This window comes from Amycolatopsis jejuensis, assembly GCF_000717335.1.
In the GTDB taxonomy this organism is placed as follows: Bacteria; Actinomycetota; Actinomycetes; order Mycobacteriales; family Pseudonocardiaceae; genus Amycolatopsis; species Amycolatopsis jejuensis.
Genome location: NZ_JNYZ01000020.1, coordinates 145,827 through 167,304 on the forward strand (window position 1 = coordinate 145,827; position 21,478 = coordinate 167,304).

At 70.0% G+C, this 21,478-nt stretch carries 15 protein-coding genes; 13 read left to right on the forward strand and 2 right to left on the reverse strand.

The genetic code is table 11. The features are described from left to right. The first annotated feature begins 180 nt into the window (after nt 1-180). From OO71_RS26810 to OO71_RS26845, 8 genes are all read left to right on the forward strand, one after another. Nucleotides 181-1,755: a hydantoinase/oxoprolinase N-terminal domain-containing protein gene (locus OO71_RS26810; protein ID WP_033292651.1), complete on the forward strand. Its 1,575-nt coding sequence runs from the start codon at nt 181-183 to the stop codon at nt 1,753-1,755. Nucleotides 1,756-1,807: 52 nt separating this feature from the next. Next, nucleotides 1,808-3,319, forward strand: coding sequence for a helix-turn-helix domain-containing protein (locus tag OO71_RS26815; protein ID WP_033292809.1), 1,512 nt, complete (start codon nt 1,808-1,810; stop codon nt 3,317-3,319). A gap of 84 nt (nt 3,320-3,403) precedes the next feature. After that, on the forward strand, nt 3,404-4,462 hold the full coding sequence (hisC, locus tag OO71_RS26820) for a histidinol-phosphate transaminase (protein WP_033292652.1): 1,059 nt from the start codon (nt 3,404-3,406) through the stop codon (nt 4,460-4,462). A gap of 2 nt (nt 4,463-4,464) precedes the next feature. Beyond that, on the forward strand, nt 4,465-5,931 hold the full coding sequence (locus OO71_RS26825) for a M20/M25/M40 family metallo-hydrolase (protein WP_051792280.1): 1,467 nt from the start codon (nt 4,465-4,467) through the stop codon (nt 5,929-5,931). A gap of 50 nt (nt 5,932-5,981) precedes the next feature. Beyond that, nucleotides 5,982-7,046 (forward strand): S-methyl thiohydantoin desulfurase family protein, encoded by a 1,065-nt coding sequence (locus OO71_RS26830; RefSeq protein WP_033292653.1) that lies wholly within the window; start codon nt 5,982-5,984, stop codon nt 7,044-7,046. A gap of 62 nt (nt 7,047-7,108) precedes the next feature. Next, complete coding sequence (locus OO71_RS51720; protein ID WP_033292654.1) at nt 7,109-8,170, forward strand: DUF917 domain-containing protein; 1,062 nt, start codon at nt 7,109-7,111, stop codon at nt 8,168-8,170. Beyond that, complete coding sequence (locus tag OO71_RS26840) at nt 8,167-9,681, forward strand: helix-turn-helix domain-containing protein (RefSeq protein WP_033292655.1); 1,515 nt, start codon at nt 8,167-8,169, stop codon at nt 9,679-9,681. The genes OO71_RS51720 and OO71_RS26840 overlap by 4 nt, the downstream gene beginning before the upstream one ends. A gap of 109 nt (nt 9,682-9,790) precedes the next feature. Further along, complete coding sequence (locus OO71_RS26845) at nt 9,791-10,594, forward strand: HD domain-containing protein (protein ID WP_211260607.1); 804 nt, start codon at nt 9,791-9,793, stop codon at nt 10,592-10,594. On the opposite strand, the gene OO71_RS26850 is transcribed toward OO71_RS26845, so the two are convergent. Together OO71_RS26850 and OO71_RS26855 are read right to left on the reverse strand one after the other, a co-directional pair. Then, entirely contained in the window at nt 10,591-11,745 is a 1,155-nt protein-coding gene (locus OO71_RS26850) for a 4-hydroxybenzoate 3-monooxygenase (protein WP_033292656.1), read from the reverse strand. The two genes, OO71_RS26845 and OO71_RS26850, sit on opposite strands and share 4 nt — an antisense overlap. Before the next feature lie 106 nt (nt 11,746-11,851). After that, entirely contained in the window at nt 11,852-12,631 is a 780-nt protein-coding gene (locus tag OO71_RS26855; protein ID WP_033292657.1) for a helix-turn-helix domain-containing protein, read from the reverse strand. Between the two features lie 308 nt (nt 12,632-12,939). Here OO71_RS26855 and OO71_RS26860 point away from each other — a divergent pair, with 308 nt between their 5' ends. Genes OO71_RS26860 through OO71_RS26880 form a run of 5 tightly spaced genes read left to right on the forward strand, consistent with a single transcriptional unit; the run spans nt 12,940 to nt 21,083 of the window. After that, nucleotides 12,940-15,051 (forward strand): hydantoinase/oxoprolinase family protein, encoded by a 2,112-nt coding sequence (locus tag OO71_RS26860; RefSeq protein ID WP_084145336.1) that lies wholly within the window; start codon nt 12,940-12,942, stop codon nt 15,049-15,051. Next, nucleotides 15,051-16,673, forward strand: coding sequence for a hydantoinase B/oxoprolinase family protein (locus OO71_RS26865; RefSeq protein ID WP_033292658.1), 1,623 nt, complete (start codon nt 15,051-15,053; stop codon nt 16,671-16,673). The genes OO71_RS26860 and OO71_RS26865 overlap by 1 nt, the downstream gene beginning before the upstream one ends. Continuing rightward, nucleotides 16,670-18,490 carry a hydantoinase B/oxoprolinase family protein gene (locus OO71_RS26870; RefSeq protein ID WP_033292659.1) on the forward strand — a complete coding sequence of 607 codons (1,821 nt, stop codon included), beginning with the start codon at nt 16,670-16,672 and terminating at the stop codon, nt 18,488-18,490. The genes OO71_RS26865 and OO71_RS26870 overlap by 4 nt, the downstream gene beginning before the upstream one ends. Continuing rightward, complete coding sequence (locus OO71_RS50970) at nt 18,487-19,560, forward strand: S-methyl thiohydantoin desulfurase family protein (protein ID WP_033292660.1); 1,074 nt, start codon at nt 18,487-18,489, stop codon at nt 19,558-19,560. The genes OO71_RS26870 and OO71_RS50970 overlap by 4 nt, the downstream gene beginning before the upstream one ends. Further along, nucleotides 19,557-21,083 carry a hydantoinase/oxoprolinase N-terminal domain-containing protein gene (locus OO71_RS26880; protein WP_033292661.1) on the forward strand — a complete coding sequence of 509 codons (1,527 nt, stop codon included), beginning with the start codon at nt 19,557-19,559 and terminating at the stop codon, nt 21,081-21,083. The genes OO71_RS50970 and OO71_RS26880 overlap by 4 nt, the downstream gene beginning before the upstream one ends. Nucleotides 21,084-21,478 lie beyond the last annotated feature (395 nt).

Sequence of the window (21,478 nt, forward strand, 5' to 3'; positions counted from 1 at the left end):
GGCGGCGGTGGACCGGATCGTGCCGGCTGCCCAGGCACCGGGGCCTGGCGTGTGCAGCGCGCATGGTGACACCGGGCCGCCCGGCGGGCTATCAGTTATCGTGCGCCCACTGCCGAGGGTGGGCTGCCCCGACCGACGATCCAGCCGTTCGGACACAACGTCTCGACGAAAGGAACGTGCATGAGAATCGGTATCGACGTCGGTGGCACCAACACCGATGCGGTTCTGCAGCAGGGCAGGCAGGTCCTCGGTGCGGTGAAGACCCCGACCACCGAGGACGTCACCTCCGGGATCGTCACGGCGATCTCGCGGCTGCGCAGCCAGCACCCGTTCGCCCCCGCCGAGGTCGACGCCGTGATGATCGGGACGACCCACTTCATCAACGCACTGGTACAGGCCCGTGGCCTGACGCCGACCGCGGCGCTGCGGCTGGGGCTTCCCTCGGGCGCGTCGATGCCGCCGCTGATGACCTGGCCGGAGCGGATGAAGGAGGCGATCTCCGGCCGGAGCTACCTGGCGCACGGCGGGCACGAGTTCGACGGCAGGCACATCGCCGAGCTCGACGAGGCCGAGCTGCGCCGGGCGGCCGAGGACATGGGGCAGGCCGGGGTGCGCAGCCTGGCCATCAGCTCGGTGTTCTCGCCGGTGAACGCCGAGTTCGAGATCCGGGCCGAGGAGATCGTCGCCGCGGTGCTGCCGGACGTGTCCATCTCCCTTTCGCACGAGATCGGCCGGATCGGCCTGCTGGAGCGGGAGAACGCGACGATCATCAACGCGGCCCTGCGCGAGCTCGCCGCCCGGATCGTGGACGGGCTGGTCGCGGCGATCGCCGGAACGGGGATCACCGCACCGCTGTACCTCAGCCAGAACGACGGCACCCTGATGGACGTCGAGCAGGTGCGCCGGTATCCGGTCGCCACCTTCAGCTCCGGCCCGACGAACTCGATGCGCGGCGCGGCCTTGCTGTCCGGGCTGGACACCTGCGCCGTGGTCGACGTGGGCGGGACGACCAGCGACATCGGCGTGCTGCGCAACGGGTTCCCCCGCGAGGCGACCTCGGACGTCGAGGTCGCCGGGATCCGGACCAACTTCCGGATGCCCGACGTCCTGTCCCTCGGCATCGGCGGCGGCAGCGTGGTGCACCAGGAAGACTTCGGCATCGGCCCGGAGTCGGTGGGGTACCACCTCGGGACCCGGGCGCTCGTGTTCGGCGGGGACACGCTCACCGCCACCGACGTCGCGGTCGCCGCGGGCCTGGTCGAAATCGGTGACGCAGCACGGGTTTCGCACCTCTCCCCGGAGTTCGTCAGTACTTGCCTGGAGCACATCGCGGAGCGCACGTCCGCCGCGATCGACCAGATGCGCGTCTCGGCGGAGCCGTTGCCGGTCGTCGCGGTCGGGGGCGGTTCGATCCTGCTGCCGGACCGTCTCCCGGGGATCGGCCCCGTCACGAGGCCGGGCAACCACGCGGTGGCCAATGCGGTCGGCGCCGCCATCGCGCAGATCGGCGGCGAGGTCGACCGGGTGTACGCCATCGAGCACGACGGCCGTTCCGCGGCGCTGGAAGAGGCGAAACGGGAAGCGGTGGAACGAGCGATCGCCGCCGGGGCGCGGCCGTCGAGCGTCACGATCATCGATTTCGACGAGGTCCCGCTCCCCTATCTGCCCGGCAATGCCACCCGGATCAGGGTCAAGGCGGTGGGCGACCTGCGCGTCGATGACGACCGGGCGCTCGTGAGCGTTTCCGAGGCGTAACGCTCCTGCGGTACGGCTATCCTCTGTTTTTCTCGCCGCGACGGGGGTGAACATGCGTGCCACGGTCCGCTGCCTCCTGACGTTGCCGGAATGGGTGTCCACCGTCCGGGTCGCGGCGGGCGCGGGCGGCCTGGACCGCGAGGTACCGGAGGTCCGCCCGACCCTGGGCCCGGACCTCGACCACGACGTGCAGCCGGGTGAGCTCGTCGTCGTCCACCAGCCGGTCTCCGCGACTGACTGGCGGATCGACGCGGTGATCCTGCGGGTGAGCGACGCCGGTGGCGCGGGGGTACTGCTGGCGAGCGGCGACCCGCGGAAGAGCACGGTCCAGCTCGCCGACCGGCTCGGGGTCCCGCTGCTGATCACCACGGCGTACCCGATCGACCTGCTGATCGCCGCCCGGGTACGGCTGGCCCAGCCCGCCCTCGACCGGGCCGCCCTGCTCGTGGCAACACACCGGAAACTGGGCGATCGGCCGTACCCGCCTGCCGAGGTCGCGGCGAGGCTGAGCGAGGTGATCGGCACGCCGGTACGGACACCCGACCTGTCTCCGCAAGCGGACCCCGTACCGCAGCGGCTCCGGGGCGAAAACGGTGTTGTCCTGCTTGCCCACCCCGCCCTGCTGCCGCGGGCGACCCGGCCGAGCCATTGGCTGGCCGTGGAGGTGGACGAGCAGGCAGCCGACGAGGTACAGCCCGCGCTGGCGTTCGCCGTGGCCGCAGTGGAACGCTGGCTCCTGGCCCAGCGAATCGAACTGGAACGCGATGCCCGCTGGCGATCCGCGTTGCTCGGCGAACTGCTGCGGCTGGAGAGCGAACCGGGTGTGGACCTGCAACGCCGCGCCGAGGAAGCGGGGTGGGAACCGGCCGGCTGGCACCTCGGGATGAGGATCGCCACGCAAGCGAGCATCGACAACCTGGCACACACCCCGGAGGTCGAACGAGCCCTGCGCGCCGAGGGAGTCACCGCGATCGTCATCGAACGCGGCGACGGCTGGACCGGCTGGACCGGCTGGACGACGTTCCCGGAGGAACCTCCCTCAGCGCAGATCGTGTCAACCGTGGCACGGCTGCGGGCCGCACACCGGTCCATCCAGCGGACGGTTCCGGCCCACATGGGGGTCGGCAGGCCGCATAGAGACCTCGGCGGGCTGGCCGCAAGCATCGCCGAGGCAACGGACGCCGCCCGGCTCGCCGCCGCCCGTCCCGATCTCGGCCACTACCTGCAGATCGACGAGCTGAGCATGGCGCAACTGCTGCTCGAATGGACCCGGACGGACACGTTTGCCCCGGCTGCCCGCGCCTTGGTCGCGCCGTTGCAGAGCGCACAGGGAGACTTGGTCCGCACTGTCGGCGCGTACCTCGATGCCGAATCGTCGCTGTCCGAAGCCGCCGCTGCTTTGGGCGTACACCGCAACACAGTCGCCGACCGGATCGCCCGAGCCCAAGCGTTACTGGGCGTCGACCTGAGCCACCGCGACGAGCGGCTCGCCCTTCACCTCGCTTGCCGCCTGATGATGCAATCGGGAAACGTTCACGAAGCACATTCCCCTCGCGCCGATTGAGCGCCGGGCACATTGTCGCCCCCGCCTGCCGGGCCACATCATGAAACGGCAGTCCAGTCCGGCGGAAAAAGCCACAGGAGACGCATGTCCCTGATCAGAACGAATCTCGCCAAAGTGCCCGCCTACCGGCCGGGGCGCGCGGTTCCCGGCATGATCAAGCTTTCCAGCAACGAGGTACCGGACGGCCCCGGGCCCGAGGTCCTCCGCGCCATCGCGGACGCCGTCCGATCCGCGAACCTCTACCCCGACCTTCACGCCACCGAGCTCACCACGAAGCTCGCAACGGCGTGCCAGGTCGGCGCCGAACGGGTAGCAGTCGGCAGCGGTTCGGTTGCGCTGCTGCGAAGCCTGGTCAACGTCGTGTGCGAGCCAGACGACGAAGTCCTGTTCTGCCTCCCCTCCTTCGAGGGCTACCCGCTCCTCGTGAGGATCGGCGGCGCGCAGGCCGTGCACGTACCGGCCACCGCCGGCCATGAGCTCGACCTCGACGCCATGCGCACGGCAATCACCCCGCGGACCCGGCTGATCTTCCTGACCACACCCAACAATCCGACCGGCACGGCGATCCGGCGCGAAGACCTCGAGCACTTCCTCGCCCAGGTACCCGGGCACGTGGTGGTCGCGATAGACGAGGCGTACCGCGAATTCGTCACCGACCCCGGCGTACCGGACGGCCTGGAATACGCCCGCAGCCACGACAATGTCGTGGTACTCAGGACTTTCTCCAAGGCTTACGGCCTGGCCGGGCTCCGAATCGGCTACGCCGTCGCCGCGGAAGGCATTGCCGCTGCGTTGAACACGCTCCGGATCCCGTTCAGCCTCGGGGCCGTCGCACAGGCGGCCGCGATCGCCGCGCTCGACGGGCAGGAAATCCTGCAAGCCAGATGCCGGCGGATCACCGCGGAACGCGACCGCATCCGCCGGGAACTGCTGGAACACGGGTACGACGTACCACCGAGCCAGGCGAACTTCGTCTGGCTCGCCCTCGGCGACGAGTCAACCGCTTTCGCGCAGCACACCGAGAAACACAAGGTGATCGTGCGGCCCTACCCCGGCACCGGAGTGCGCGTAACGATCGGCACCCCTGCCCAGAACGACACGTTCCTCGGCGCCGCACGCGACTACGCCCACCATCGACCGTGAAGATGGACATCCGAACCGTCCGCACCACCGTCGATCACCTATGGCGCAAAGAAATCCTGCCGAGCCTGTCCGGATTGGTGGCAATTCCGGCCCTGTCTCCGGCATTCGATCCGGACTGGACGCACAGCGGTCACCTCGACGCAGCCGTGCACCACCTGAAAGCCTGGATCGAGGAACGCGCCTTGACCGGGGTAACCACCGAGGTCGTACGGGTCGGCGAGGCCAGCCCGCTGCTGCTCGTCGACCTCCCCGCGACACCAGGCGCCGAGGATCAAGGCACCGTCCTGTGTTACGGCCACCTCGACAAACAGCCACCGCTGGAGGGTTGGTCGCCCGGCCTCGGTCCCTGGCTCCCGGTAATCCGAGACGGCCGCCTCTTCGGGCGAGGTTCGGCAGACGACGGGTACGCGGGATATGCGGCCGTCACCGCGGTCCAGGCAGCGCGCGCGGCCGGTGGCCGGCACGCCAGGGTAGTCCTGCTCCTGGAAACCGGCGAGGAATCCGGAAGTCCTGACCTGGCCACGTATCTCGACCATCTCGAACGGCAACTCGGATCGGTCACGCTCGTGCTCTGTCTCGACTCCGGTGCTCGCGACCACGATTCCCTCTGGCTGACGACCAGCCTCCGCGGCCTCGCGAATCTGCGCGTCACGGTCCGGGTGCTGGATGGTCCGCTGCACTCCGGTGTAGCGGGCGGAGTCGTCCCCTGCTCGTTCCGGATCCTGCGCGAACTGCTCGGCCGGATCGAGAACGCCGCGACCGGCGAGATCCTGCTTCCCGAACTGGTCGCGACGATCCCACCGCACCGCCGCGCCGAAGCCCGAGCGGCCGTCGCAGCACTCGGTTCGCCACAACTCCCGCAGGTCGCCGGAATGCGGTTGATGGCCGAAGACCAGCTCGAGCTGGTGCTGAACAACAGCTGGCGGCCTGCCCTGTCGGTGACCGGCGCAGCGGGCCTGCCCGACACCGCCAATGCCGGTAACGTCCATCGCCCCTCGACCACCCTTGCGCTGAGCCTGCGGCTGCCGCCGACGGTCGACTCCACTACCGCGGTCGCCGCGCTGACCCAAGCTTTGCGCACCGACGTGCCGTACGGCGCGACCGTGGAAATCGAACCGGGCGATCATGCCAGCGGATGGGCGGCGCCTCCGCACGCAGCCTGGCTCACCACCGCATTGGACAGCGTTGCCCGGGAAGTCTTTTCCGCGCCATGTCAGGGAATCGGCGCCGGCGGGACCATCCCCTTCATGGCAATGCTGGCGCAGCGCTTTCCGGAGGCGGAGTTCGTCGTCACCGGAGCAATGGACCCGCACTCGCGCGCGCACGCCCCCGACGAGTCGTTGCACCTCGGCCTGGCGCAACGGCTGACCGAGGCGATCGCCGTCCTGCTGAATGCCCATGCAGCACGCACAGGGCCGGGCGGCGGAGGGGGCACTGCGCCCGGTGACGTCCGATCCGGCCTGATCTAGCGTCGGCTCTCGACATCCCCGAAAATCCCACCGCCCGACGGGAAGGCACCATGCGTGAGATCCGTCCGGAAGACCTGGACAACATCAGCCGCGGCGCCGCGATCCTCGGCACCGGCGGTGGCGGCGATCCCTACATCGGACGGCTGACCGCCGAGGCCGCGTTGCGCCAATTCGGCCCGGTGCGGTTGATGGACCTCGACGAAATCGGCGACGACGCCCTTGCCGTGGCGGTCGCCATGGTCGGCTCGCCGACCGTCTTCCTCGAGAAACCGCCCACCCTCCAGCAGATCGCCAGCGCACCTCGCCTGCTGGCGAGCCATCTGGGGCGCGAGCTGACGCATCTGATCTGCGCGGAGGTCGGCGGCGTCAATTCGCTGATCCCCATGGCCGCCGCCGCGGTGCTCGGACTTCCCTTGGTGAACGCCGACGGAATGGGCCGGGCATTTCCGAAGATCGGGATGAGCATTCCGGCGATGAACGGCATCCGCGCCAACCCGCTGGCGCTCGCCGACGAAAAGGGCAACCACAGCATCGTTCTTCCGATCAGCAATGCGTGGGCCGAGCGAATCACCCGGAGCACCGCCGTCGACCTGGGTTGTGCCATCATCGTCAGCACTTCCGCCATGTCGGGACAGCAGGCGCGGGAATTCATGGTCCCGGCGACCTTGTCGCTGTGCAGCGAACTGGGCAGCGCCCTCGAACAGGCCCGCGCGGGCAAAAGCGATCCGGTTGCCGCGGTGGTCGAGAAGCTGGGCGGGACCCGGCTCTTCACCGGGAAGGTCATCGACGTCTCGCGGCGAACCGAGTCCGGTTTCACCCTCGGCGAAGTCCGGCTGGCGGCACTGGATACCGGCCTCGGGTCCGAAATGGTCCTTCGCTTCCAAAACGAGTACCTGGTCGCCGAACTCGACGACGCGGTCGCGGCGACCACTCCGGACCTGATCTGCACTCTCGACACCGCCACCGGCAATGCGATCACGGTCGAGCGGCTTCGCTTCGGGCAGCGACTCAGCGTCATCTCCGCCCCCGCCGACCCACGGTGGCACAGCGCCGACGCGATCAGCCTCGTCGGCCCCCGCAGCTTCGGCTACGACATCGATCCGGTACGCGCCTGATCGGGTACCGAGCGTAGCTCGCGTGGCCCGGAAAACAACAGGAATGGTGGCATACTGCTCGGATGCTGATCACCAGCGCGGACGTGGCCGCCCTCGAACGGGGCGTCTCGCTGCTCGCTTCCGGCGGAAGCGGCGGCACCGCGTGGGCGGCGGCATTGCTTCGGGCTCAGCTCGCCGCGGACCGGACAGTGTCGTTGCGGTCCGTCACCGATCTGCCCGAAGACGCCACCGTCATCCCCATCGGCGGACTCGGTGCGGAGGCCATGCTGCGCGAACGGCTCCCGGCAGGCGGCGAGGCGGCGGCCGTGGTCGAGGCGATCAGCCGATGGTGTGGCTGCCGGGTGGACGCGCTCATGTCGTACCAAGTCGGCGGCCTGAACGGAATCATGCCGTTCATCCACGGTCTCGAGCTGGATCTCCCCTGGGTGGACGCAGATCTCGCCGGCCGCGGCCTCGCCCGGCTCGACCGGCTGACCGTGGTGGCCGCAGGACGGAAGATCGCGCCGCTGGCGATCGCCACGTCGAACGGACAGCTGCTCGTGCTGGCCGAGGGAGGCGTCGACGACGTCGAACGCTCGGCACGCGCGGTCGTGGCGGGCGGGGGCGGCTGGGCGGTCGTCGCGCTGCCGCCGATCCGGGTGCGGGAACTGGCGGACTGCGCCGTCGTCGGAAGTGTCACCCAGGCCATCCGGCTGGGACGGGAAGCACTGGCGGCCGGGATGCCGCTGGACGCCGCCCGGCTCGCCTCGGCCGCGTCCGGTCGCGTCCTCGGGACGGGGCACGTGGTGGAGGTGCTCCGCGGACGGGAGCGCCCGGCAGCCGGGTTTGCGCGCGGCAGCGTGATCATCGAAACGCACTGCGCGGAGGGGCTCATCCGGCTCGAAATGGAGAACGAGTACCTCCTTGCGCTCGTCGACGGCGTCGTCACGGCGTCCACTCCGGACGTCATCTGTGTCCTGGACCGGCGTACCGGCGAGGCAATCTCGTCGGAGTCGGTGCGGCTCGGGATCGAGGTGGCCGTCCTTCAGTTGCCCGCGCCCGGGTTCTGGACCGACCGTGCGCGCTCGTGGGCGATCGAACCGGCGTCCTACGGGCTCCCCGCCGATCCCGCCGTGCTGCCGTGAGCCCCACCTTGCGCGAGATCGTCACCCTTCCCGACTGGCAGCGGTGGGTCCGGGTGGTCGCCGGAGCATCGGGTACGGACCGGCAAGTGCTTGCGGTGCGCGAGGTTACGCCCGCGAGCGCGGACATCCACGCTGGTGACCTCCTGGTCCGGACTGATCCGGTCGTATCCCACGATTGGCGCATCGATGTGCTGCTGCGGCATGCCCATGACGCCGGTGCCGCCGGCCTGCTGGTTTCCGCCGGTGCCGATCTGACCGGGAGCATCCGCCTGGCGGACCGGCTGGGGATCCCGCTCCTGCGTACCGGCGGCCGCCCTCTCGATCTGCTGGTTTCCGCGCGGCTCCTCGTGGCGCGACCCGACATCGAACAGGCAACGCTGGTGCTGGCGGCGCACGACCGTTTCCTCGGGGAGCCCGGCGCACCGCACGAGGTGGCCGAGCAGCTGAGGTCGTTGCTCGGCGCGAATGTCCTCCTGGTCGACGACAGCGGGGAACGGCTGGCCGGCGAGACGAGGTACCCCGGGCACATCAAGCTGACCCGCCCGGTGCCCCAGCAGATCCCGGCCGGGGACGGCAGTATTCTCCTCGCCCACCCGGCCTGTCTGCCGCCCTCGGCCCGGCCGAGCCAATGGCTGGTGGTCGAGCTGGACGAGATGGCGGCCCCGCGCGCGGCCGCCGTCACCCCGGTCATCGCGGCCGCGGCGCGCATGATCGAACGGTGGTTGCTCGCCCACCGCCTGGACCTCGAGCGCGACGCACGGTCCCGCGCGGCGCTCCTCGACGACCTTCTCCAGCACCGAGCAGAACCGACCGCCGATCTGCGCCGCCGCGCGGCCGATGCCGGGTTCCAGCTGGGTGGCTGGCACGTCGGCATCCGGATCGAAACGTCGGCGGACGTCGACCACGTCGCGCGCCGTCCCGAGGTGACGCACGCGCTGCTCAATGAGGGGATCTCGGCCGTGGTGGTCGAACACGGGCAGGGATGGACGTCCTGGATGACCTTTCCCCACGAACCCACCGCCGCCCGGGTCGCCGCGACGTCGGCTTCCCTGCGCGCCGCCCATCGGCGCCTGCAGCGAACCATCACCGCGCACGCGGGCGTGGGGCGCCCGCACCCGAACCTCGACGGCGTCGCCGAGACGATCATCGAGGCCGGGGCGGCCGCCCGGCTCGCCGCCTCCCGGCCGGAAACCGGGCATTTCCTTCATGTGGACAAACTCGGCGTGGCTCAGCTGCTTCTCGAATGGACCCGGACCGACACCTTCGAACCGGCCGCCCGCGCCCTGCTCGCGCCGCTGACAGGCGCTCACGGGGACCTGGTCCGCACGCTCACGACGTACCTCGACAGCGGGTCGTCGATTCTCGAAACCGCCGGTATTCTCGGCGTGCATCGCAACACGGTCGCGGGCCGCATCGCCCGGATCGAATCCTTGCTGGGATTGGATCTCCACGATCCCGACGAGCGCCTGGCCCTGCAGCTGGCCTGCCGGACGGTTTCCCCCCGCGCCTGATTTCCGGTGGAATGCACAACGCGTCCCCGGGGAATGTGCATCGGGCACGTTGCCGAATACTCCCTGGTCGATGATAGTGGCCGCAGGGAAACGCGGCGGGAGGAAATTGATGTCCGACAGTCAGGCCAGGATCGAGGCAGCGGCCGAGCGCGCCCTCGCGACGACTGCCCATCTGGACATCAACGACCAAGCCGACGCGGCCGAGGACGCAATGGCCGAAGAGCTGGGCAAACTCGCGTCGAAGTCGGTGATCTACACCTCCGGCGAGGAGGATCCGACCACCGCGAAGCCCTTCGTGCAGCCGCCGGACCGGGTAATGCTGATGGACGAGGATCCACGGCTGCGGAAAATGCCCGCCAACCCCACCTTGCTGGATTTCTTCAAGTACCGGTTCCGGCCGAGTCAGCAGCACCTGCTGCAAAGTGCCGCGCTGGCGCAGGAAAACGGCTGCAGTGAGAAGGTCGTGCTGGCCTGCCTGCTGCACGACATTTCGGTGGTCGGATTCATCAGGGCGGACCACGGATATTGGGGCGCCCAGCTGATCGAGCCGTACGTCGACGAGGAAGTGAGCTGGGCCGTCCGGTATCACCAGGCATTGCGCTTCTTCCCGGACGACTCGGTCGGATACGAGTACCCCGAGGCGTACGTCCGCTTCTTCGGGTCCGATTTCACGCCTTCCCGGGAAATGCAGGAAGCACACGACTACGCGCGGGCCCATAAATGGTATATGTCGTCGCGCTTGGTCACGATGAACGATCTCTACGCATTCGACCCGGACAAGAAAATCGACGTGGAACGGTTCGCCGACGTGATCGGGCGGAACTTCCGTCAACCTCCGCAGGGGCTGGGAATGGACAACTCCCCGTCGGCGCACATGTGGCGGACGATCATCGCCCCCACGAGATTCCTTTAGCTCGTACCGGATTCTCCGCGCAGGAGGGTTTCGAGGTTGGCGCGGGCGACCTGCTTGAGGAATTCGCCGCGGTAGCTGGAATCGCCGGAATCGTGCATGGTGTCGGTCATCTGGATCGCGGCGGCCTGCCTTTCCCAGGTGTGGGTCAGGCAGGTGTCCGAATAGCTTTCCAGCAGCCCCGGATCGTCCTTCTCGACCTGCTGGACGACGGCCCGGGCCAGCACCTCGGCGTCGTGCAGCGCCAGGCTCATCCCTTCGGCGCTCATCGGGGAAATCAGGTGTGCCGCGTCCCCGAGAAGGTACAACCTGCCGTACCTCATCGGGCTGAACACCACCCCCCGTAACGGCACGACCTGCTTGCTCACAATCGGTCCCGGCTGGACGGGCGCACCGAACCGCGTACCCAGCTCGGTCCAGATGCGCTCGTCCGGCCAGTCGCCGACCGTGTCGGTGACCGGGCACTGCAGATAAGCCCGGCTGGCGTTCGGCCCGCGGGTGATCTGAGCGGCAAAACCCCGCGCATGCACCGCCATCACGGCCAGCGGATCGGCCGGTACCTCGGTCATCACGGTCAGCCACGCATACCCGAACTCGTGGGTGTGGCAGCGCAAAACGCCCTCGGGGATCGCCGTCCGGCTGACCCCGTGGTACCCGTCGCTGCCGGCCACGATCTCGCAGCCGATCGTTGTGGACGCGCCCGCGGCGGCACGGTAACGCACCACAGGACGCTCGGAGTCGAGCCCGTCCAGCGCGATGTCACCGGCTTCGAAACGGAGGTCGCCGCCGTCACGGAGGAAGATCCTGATCAGGTTGCGGACGAGCACCTGCTGCGGGACGAACGCACCCTCGGCATCCTCGTAGTCCTCCATGTTCCAGGCCCGCTTCTCCCCATCGACGATCAGCGGCATCGGTGCGTCGTCATCAGCGTGGCTCGGCCCTTCGACGGCCTCGCCGACTCCCCAATCGTTGAGCATCAGCACGCCACGCGCGTCGAGAGCACCGGCCCGCTGGCGGTTCTCGACGTACTCCCGGCTGTGCTTTTCCAAGATGACACAAGGGATTCCGCTGCGCAGGAGGAAGGTGCCGAGCGCAAGCCCGGCAACCCCGCCACCCACGATCACGACGGTGGTGTTCTCGTCTGTCTGAGTCATGTGTTCCCTCGAGAAGAGATGATGAACTGTCGAGCACCACTCTGTGGGTACCGCGGGATTGCCGTCCACCGATATCTGGACGTTGGATAACGAAAACCCGCCAACCTCAGGCGCCGCGAACACGCAGTTCGGCCTGGTAACGCCCCGGGGTCTCGCCGACGACGGCGGTGAACGCCTCGATGAACGTCGACGGGTTCGACCACCCGCAGGTGATCGCGGTGTCGGTGACGGAATCGCCGTCGGTGAGCCGGATCAGCGCGTGATGGATACGCAGGATGGTGCGCCAGCGATGGAAACTCATCCCCACGTCGGTGCGGAACAGGCGGCTGAGAGTGCGCTCGCTCGCCCCGGCCGCCCGGCCAAGCTCGGCCAGGGTGACGTTCCGGCCGGGATCGGCGTGCAGCAACTCGGTGACGGCGCGCAGCCGGTCGTCACGAGGCTCGGGCAGATGCAGCGATTGTTCGGGAATGTCCCCGAGCTCGTCGAGCACGACCGCCCGCAACCGCCCGGCGGCGTCTCCGGTCCTGGCCCGCTCGCCGGTGAGCGCGAGAATGCTTTCCCGCAGCAGCGGAGACACCGCGAACACACAGGGATGCTCGGCCAGCCCGCCGCACTCACCGGCCGGGATCGCCAGCAGCCGCGCATCGGTCCGGCCGTAAATCCGGTGCGAATGCTGAAAACCCGGCGGAGTCCAGGTGACCCGGTTCGCGGGCGCGATCCAGGTTCCGTACCCGGTGGTGGTGGCGAAAGCCCCGGCGGCCGCGTAAACCAGCTGCCCGTCGGGATGGGAGTGCTTGCCGAGCTGATAGCCGTCCGGCAACCAGCCCCCACCATGCGGCGTCCCATCCGCCGCGCGCGGGAGGGAATGTTGGCGGGTTTCCTGCATCGGGCGTCAGCTTACCGGTGGTACGGCATCGGGGGCACCGGAAATGATCGTCCGATGACCAGCCTTGATCAGGTACCGGCGCCATCACCGGCGTCGCCGACAAAGTCGACCGCAGCGCCGAACTCCTCGCCGCCGACACCACCCTCACCATGGGCGGCACGCCCGCCCGGGAATTCCCCGCCATGGCCGAACTCGTCGGCGGAAAGTCATCCCGCAACCGAGCTGAACCGGGAACGTGCCAGTGACCCCCGTACTCCCCGGGAAGCTTCCCGGTGTGCCGGGTGGCTCCGCCGGACACCATCGGCGGAATGGATGCCGGACAAACACTCCCTGCCGCGTCGGCCCCCCGGACTCCCGGGGCCCTGCCGTACACCATCGCCGTGGACGTCGGCGGTACGTTCACCGATTTCGTCGCAAGCGACGGCGACCGGCTCTTCACCGGCAAGGTCTCGTCCCGGCCCGGTGACGAGTCGGCGGCGGTGCTCGAAGCGGTTTCGGCCATCGCGGAGCACTACGGGCTCGCCACCGCGGGACTGCTCGAAAACACCGGGCACTTCACCCTCGGCACCACCGTCGTCACCAACGCGATGCTCGAATACCGCGGCGCACCCACCGGCCTGATCACCACCCGCGGTTTCCGCGACATGCTGGAAATCCGGCGCGGCTACCGCGAAAGCATGGTCGACCTCCGGCTGCCCGCCCCGCATCCGATCGTGCCGAGGCGGTTCCGCAAGGGCGTCGCCGAACGCGTCGACCACACCGGCGCGATCGTCGAGCCGCTCGACGAGGCCGGTGTCCGGGACGCGGTACGGGAACTGAAGGCCGCCGGGATCGAATCGATTGCCGTGTGCCTGCTGTTCTCCTTCCTCGACGACACCCACGAGCGGCGGATCGCGGAGATCATCGCCGAGGAACACCCGGACTGCTTCGTCACGCTGTCGTGCGACGTCCTGCCGCAGATCCGCGAGTTCGAACGCGTCAGCACGACCGTGGTGAACGCGTACACCAGCCCGCAGCTCAAGCACTACCTGCGTGCGCTGGAGGACAAGCTCCGTGCGGCCGGCTTCGGCGGTTCCCTGCTGGTGATGCAATCGACCGGCGGCATCATGGACGTCGGGTACTCGGCCGGGCACGGGGTCGACGCCGTGCTGTCCGGACCGGCCGGTGGCGTCGTCGCGGCCGTCGCGATGGGCGAGCGGTCCGGGTACCGCAACGTGATCACCGCCGACATGGGCGGCACCAGCTACGACGTCTGCCTGATCCACGAAGGCAAACCCGAGGTCGGAGTGGACAGCTGGATCAGCCGGTACCGCGTGGCCGTGCCACTCGTGGACATCCACACGATCGGCTCCGGCGGCGGGTCGCTGGCCTGGGTCGACGAGGCAGGGGCGCTGCGGGTCGGGCCGGAAAGCGCGGGAGCCCGGCCGGGTCCGGTGTGTTACGGCCGCGGCGGTACCCGCCCGACCGTCACCGACGCGAACCTCGTCCTCGGGTACCTCGATCCCGAGCGGTTCCTCGGCGGCACAATGGGTCTCGACCACGAGGCGGCGCTGCGGAGCATCGAGGAGCACATCGCCGGTCCGCTCGGGATTTCCGCCGTCGAGGCGGCGATCGGCATCTTCCGCATCGCCAACAGCGACATGTCCAACGCGCTGCGGCACGTGTCGGTGTCGCGCGGCCGCGACCCCCGCGACTACGCGCTGATGGCCTTCGGCGGAGCCGGCGCGATCCACGCCGGGGTACAGGCGTTCGACCTCGGGATCAAGACGATCCTGGTGCCGCGCCAGGCTTCCGTGCTCAGTGCATTCGGCGGCATGGTCGCCGACTTCAAGGTGTCGCGCGTGCGGTCGTTCGTGCGCTCGGCCGGTGCCGTCGACCCCGAGGAGCTCAGCACGGCTCTCGACGCGGTGATCGCCGAGGCCGAACGCTGCCTGCCTGCCATCGACGAGGTGCGCGTCGAGCGGTTCCTCGACCTCCGTTACGAGGACCAGGTGCAGGAGGTGATCGTGCCGCTGCACACCCGGACCCGGCGCATCTCCGCGGTGAACCTCGCCCGCGCCGTGCGTGATTTCCACGACCAGCACGAAAAACTCTACGCGCACAAGCGGCCCGGCCAGCCGGTCCAGATCGTGTCCATCCGGGTCGAGCTCACCGCCCCCAGGTCCACCGGCGGCCTGATCAAGCCGCTGAAGTTCGGTGCCGAAAACGCCGGCGCCGCCCGCGTCGGCACCCGCAGCGTGTACTTCGACCGGCTCGGCTTCGCCGAGGTGCCGATCTTCGACGGGCTCGCCGTCGAACCGGGCAACGTCATCCCCGGCCCCGCGGTGATCCACGAACCGGGGACGACGATCGTCGTCGGCGAGGGCCAGGAAGCCATGCTCGACCAGTACGAGACCTACGTCATCGAGGTGGTGGGCTGATGGCGGCCGCAGTGTCCCCGGTCGATCTGGAGATCCTCCGGGTCCGGCTCACCGCGATGGCGCAGGAGCTCGCGGTGACCCTGGCGCACGCCGCACCGAACCGGGAAGTGAGCCAGTGCCGCGAATCGGCGGTGGCCATCGTCGACCCGGGCGGCGGAGTCGCGGCGATCGACAACCTGCTCGCACTCGGGTCGCTGACGCAGACCGCCAGGCGGATCCTGGACGACTTCGAGTTCGATCTGAAGGACGGCGACGTCGTCGTCACCAACGATCCATACGGCGGCGGGACCCGCGTGCCGGATCTGACGCTGCTGACGCCGTACGTCGTCGACGGCTCGCACGTGGCGCATCTCGTCGTGCAGGTCCGGCTGCCGGACACCGCGGGCCGGGTCAGCGGCAACTTCCACCCCGGCGCGACCGAGATCTGGGCCGAGGGCGTCGTGGTGCCGCCGGTGAAGATCCGGCGGCTCGGGCGGGCCACGCGGGACGTGCTCGGCACCCTCCTGCTGAACGGGCGGCATCCGCAGGAAACCCGCCGGCTGCTCGACGTCGCCACCGCGGTGCTGAACCGCGGGCTGTCCCTGCTCGACGGCCTGGTGCACACGCACGGGGTCGAGCTCGTCGAGAACGCACTCGAGCACACCCAGTACTACAGCGAAAAACTCGCCCGCGCGGCCATCCGGTCGTGGCCGGACGGCCGATATCCGGCCGAGCACAACGGGATCCGGCTCGTCGCCGCCGTCGAAGGTGATTCGCTGACGCTGGACTTCTCGGGATCCGACGAGCAGCAACCGTCGTTCGTGAACTGCTCGGCGGGCACCACCGCTTCGTCCGCCGCGGTGGCGGTGCTCGCCCTCCTCGGCGAAGAAGTACCGGCGAACGGCGGGGTGCTGCGCGCGGTGACCATCCGGACCCGGCCGGGCACGATCACCCACGCGGTCCGGCCCGCTCCGGTCGGCTGGGGCCCCGACGGCTACGGAAGCACGGTCACCGGCACCACCCTCGCCGCGCTCGGTCAAGCGGCGCCGGGGTTCCCGGTCTCGCTGACCGCGTCGCGGCCGCTCGTGCTCACCCGCCCGGCAGGCGACCGCAGCAGGCACACCGACCTCGGTCAGTGGGCGCCCCCGGCCGCCGGTGCCACCGCGAACGCGGACGGATGGGGACGGCCGCCGTTCGCCGCCCGGTCCGAGCTTCCTTCGGTCGAACAGTGGGAAAGCGACCACGAAACCCGGATCAGGAGGCTGGAGTTCGAACCGGGGACCGCCGGCGCCGGGCAGTGGACCGGCGCGCCTGCCGTCGAGGTGGAGATCGACCTGCCGCCGAACCGGCTGTGCACGCTGTGGACCGGGCACTCGGCGGGGGTGTGGTTCCGGGACAGCGGCACCTGGCAGCCCAGCGTCCCGGTGGCCACCGAACAGGAGGTGGCGGGAGACCGGGTACGGGTCCGCCTGGCCGGCGGTGCCGGTTCCGGCGACCCGGCGGAGCGGGACCGCGGCCGGGTCGCGCTGGCCGTCGCCGACGGGCTGATCAGCCGCGAGACGGCACACGAGGTCTACCGGCTGGGGGCGGCCGAACTGGACGACCTGCTGGCCGGGTACGGAATGGAGGGAGCAGGAGCATGATCGACTCCATCACCGCCGAGGTGGTCCGCAACTACCTCGACGCGGTCGCGGCCGAGGTGTACGAATCGATGTGCCGGTCGTCGCCGAACCCGTCGTTCAACGAGTCGAAGGACGCGGGCGCCGGGGTGTACGCCTACCGCGGCGGACGGTCGAGCATCGTCGCCCGTGCCGGGATCTCGCTGCACTCCTACTCGGGACTGATGTCCGCGCAGACCGCACTGGAGTTCTTCGAGGGCGACCTCGACAAGGGCGACATCCTGCTGGTCGCCGATTCCTACCACGGCGGCAGCCACATCGGCGACTACACGATCGTCGCGCCGATCTTCTTCGACGGCAGGCCCGCGTTCTTCACGTCGGTGCGCGGGCACATCATGGACCAGGGCGGCCCGTTCCCCGGCGGCGCCGATCCGACCGGCCGCGAGATCTGGCACGAAGGCTTCCGCCCGGCGCCGCTCAAGCTGTACGAGAAGGGCGAACGCCGCCGCGAGGTCTGGAACTGGCTGCTCGCGAACAACCGGTTCCCGGCACTGCTCGAAGCCGACCTCGCCGCGATGACCGGCGCCTGCAAACTCGGCGAAACCCGGATCCGGGAGTTCGCGGACCGCTACGGCCTCGCCGCGATCGAGGACTCGCTGGAGTGGATCTACGACTACTCGGAACGGAAGTTCCGGGACCGGATCCGCAGCTGGCCGGACGGGACCTACCGCGGCGAAGCCTTCGTCGACGCCGATTTCACCGGCCGCCACGACCTGCCGATCCGGGTGGCCGTCACCATCGACGGGGACGGGATGCTCCTCGACTTCGCCGGCACCGCAAGCCAGAGCGAGGGGTACATCAACAGCGTCGAGACCAATACCCGGTCGTGGGCCGCGGTCGTCTTCGCGTCGCTCTGCCCGGACATCCCGATCAACTCGGGTTTCCTGCGGGCTTTGCGGTTCCGGATCCCGGAGGGCACCCTGGCGAATCCGCGATCACCCGCACCGACCGCGATGGGCACCGTGCTCTGCGGGTCGCAGATCGGCCAGGCGCTGATGAAGGCGTGCGAGCACTTCGCGGCCGAACAGGTCGGGACGATCGGCATCGACGGCGCCGCATGCTGGGTTTTCGGCCGCGACGAACGGGAATCCCGGCTCGTCACGCGCGCGGGTGGCGACCCGATGACGATCTTCGCGGACATGTGGATGGTCGCCGAATGCAACGGCGGCGCCTACGGCACCGACGGATGGGGAGCCTGGTCCCCGCCCTACAGCGCGTCGCTGCTGCCGACGATCGAGATGACCGAGGTCCAGTCGCCGGTCCACTACCACCAGGCGGAGTTCGCACCCGATTCCGCCGCACCCGGAACCTGGCGCGGCTGCCCGGGGGTGGTCGCCCGGCGCGAAATGCGCGGCGCGGCAGGCACGGTCGCGAACATGGGCGTCCAATCGCTGGCCCATCCGCTCGCCGGTTACGCCGGCGGCCACGACGGTGCGGGCAATGTCATCGTGATCGGCGAAGGGGACACCGGCGAGATGGTGGTGACGGAAAGCAAGTACGCGCCGGTCGAGCCGTCCGCGGTGATCTACTCGTTCAGCGGCGGGGGCGGTGGCTGGGGCAGCCCGCTCGACCGGGCCCCGGAAGCGGTCCTCTCCGACGTCCTCGACGGATACGTGTCGGCCGAAGCCGCCCGTGCCGACTACGGCGTCGTGATCGATCCGGGCACGATGACCGTCGACCCCGGGGCGACCGAACGCGAACGCGCCGGGCGGCGGGACTCGCCCGTGCCGCCGAGCACCGGGCGCCGGATGGTCCTTGCCCGGTCGGGGGTCCGCTCGTGAAGACGATCGAACCGCAGCACGTCGACGACCTCGCGCTCGGTGCGGTCGTGCTCGGCACCGGGGGCGGCGGCGATCCCGGCATCGCGAAGCTGATGCTGCGCCAGGCGCTCGACCGGCACGGGCCGGTGCCGGTGGTGGCCGCCGGGGAGCTGGACCCGGACGGGCTGGTGGTGCCCGTCGCGATGGTCGGCGCGCCGACGGCCGGCGCCGAACAGATCCCGAACGGGGGTGAAGCGGCGATCGTGCTGCGCGCCCTCGAAGGACGGCTGCAGCGGCGGGCCGCGGCGATCATGCCGGTCGAGGTGGGCGGGATGAACTCGCTGCTGCCGATCGCGGCGGCGGCCGAGCTCGGCCTGCCTGTCGTGGACGCCGACCTGATGCAGCGCGCGTTTCCGCAGATCGAGATGACCACGTTGTCGCTCGACGGGATCCCGGCGTCCCCGTTCGCGTTGTGCGATGTGCGGGGCAACCAGGTACTCCTCGACGCGGTGGACAACCGTGCGGCGGAACGGCTGGTGCGCGCGACCGTGGCCCAGATGGGCATGACCGCCCTCGCCGGGGCGTATCCGCACACGGCGAAGCAGTGTGCCCAATCGGCGATCCCGGGTTCGCTGAGCTACTGCCGGGAGATCGGCAAGCGGGTGCGGGCGATCGGCGAGAGCGAACCGGGCGCTTATGGGGAGTTCCTGGAATTCTGCCGGGCCACCATCGTGTTCAGCGGCAAGGTCGTCGACCTGGAGCGCACCGCGACCGGTGGCTGGACGCGCGGCACGGTCGTGCTGGACCACCTCACCGAGCCAGGCCGCCAGTGCACCGTGCACGTGCAGAACGAGAACCTGGCGGCCTTCGAGAACGGCGTGCCGCGAGTGACCGTACCGGACCTGATTTCCCTGCTGGACATCGAAACCGGCACCCCGATGACGACCGACGGACTGGCCTACGGCCAGCGGCTGCACGTGATCGCGATGCCCGCGCACGAGCGATGGCGGACTCCGGACGGCCTCGCGCTGGCCGGACCGCGCGCGTTCGGGTACGACTTCGGCTACACCCCGCTGGAGGCGGCCCGATGACCGGCGAACTACGGCTCGGCATCGACGTCGGCGGCACGAACACCGACGCGGTCGTGGTTGATCCCGAGGGTTCCGTGCTGGCCTGGCACAAGACTCCGACGACGCCCGACCCGTTCGGCGGCATCGCCGCGGCGCTGGCCGCGGTGCTGGCGGAGACGGGTCCGGTCGGCCGGGTGATGCTCGGGACCACGCATCCGCTCAACGCGATCATCCGCCGCCGCGGCCTCGCCAAGGTGGGCATCCTCCGGCTGGGCGCACCCGCGACACTGTCGATCGCGCCGTTGACGGGATGGCCGGCGGATCTGGCGGCCGCGGTGACCGGACCGGTGGAGATCGTGCGCGGCGGCCACGAGGTCGGCGGGGTCGAGCTGGCGCCGCTGGACGAAGACGCCGTCCGCCATTTCGCCGAGCGGTGCCGGGACCGGGCCGACGCCGTCGCGGTCACCGGGGTGTCCTCGCCGATGGTGCGGGACCACGAGGTCCGGGCGGCGGCGATCATCACCGAGGTGCTGGGTGCCGTGCCGGTGACGCTCGGGCACGAGGTCGGCGGCATGGGCCTGCTGGAACGGGAGAACTCCGCGGTGCTCAACGCCGCGCTGACGTTCGCCGGGGCGGAAATCGTGCGGGGGCTGGACGGCGCTTTGCAGCAGCACCGGGTACGAGCCCAGGTCTACCTGACGCAGAACGACGGCACCCTGGTCACCGCCGCCGAAGCGGCCCGGCGCCCGATTCTCACCATCGGGTCCGGCCCGGCGAACTCCATGCGCGGGGCGGCGGCGGTGTCCGGCGTCGGCGACGCGATCATCGCCGACGTCGGGGGAACGTCGACGGATGTCGGCGTGCTGCTCGGCGGATTCCCCCGCGAATCGGCACATGCGGTGGAAATCGGCGGCGTCCGCACCAACTACCGCATGCCGGACCTGGTCTCGATCGGGCTGGGCGGCGGGACGATCGTGCACCCCGGCGGCCGGATCGGCCCGGACAGTGTGGGGTACCGGCTCGCGTCGCAGGCCCTGGTGTCCGGCGGTACGGTGGCGACCCTCAGCGACGTCGGCGTGCTGGCCGGGCGGTTGTCGTTCGGCTCCCGCACGCCGGAACTGCCACCGGACACCGTACGGTCCGCAGTGGCGTGGATCGACGAGCGGATCGGTTTCCTGACCGACCGCATCCGCGCCGGCCGCGCCGACCTGCCCCTGATCGCCGTCGGCGGCGGAGCAGGCCTGCTGCCCACCCGGGTCCCCGGCACGGCAACGGTGATCCGGCCCCGGCACGCCGCCGTGGCGAACGCCATCGGCGCAGCCATCGCCGAGGTGTCCGGCTCGGTCGACCGGGTCTTCACCTACGACAGCGGCAGCCGCTCGGAATGCCTGCGGGCTGCCCAGGACGAAGCGATCGAGGCGGCCGGCACCGCAGGCGCCGACCGGACGCGGATCCGCATCACGACCGTGACGGAGACCGGAATGTCCTACCTGCCCGGCAATGTGGTGCGGGTACAGGTGAAAGCAGCCGGACCACTGGGCTAGCCGGGCGCCGGGTGGCGGCGTGCACTTCGTGAACCTGGCTGCACCGCCGGAATCGCCGCTGCGCACCGGTTCCGGCGCACGCCGCCGAGCCGCCCGGCCTGGACCGATCACCCGCCGAACGCCCATCGCCCGGGTCTCCCGCGGTGAGCCGGAACCCGCAGGACGGGCCGAACCACCGACCAGCCCGCACCACGCGCGGCCCGAGGCGGACCACCGACCTGCCCGAACCACCCGCTGCACGGGCCGTTCGCCAACCAGGCCGAACCATCCGCTGCCGAGGAAAACCACCGGGCCGACCAGCGCCGTTCACCCCCACCCGAACTCGCCATGCCACCACTCCCCCGAAAGCAGACCCGCCCTGCCGAACCACCCACTGCCGAAGAAACCACCGCACC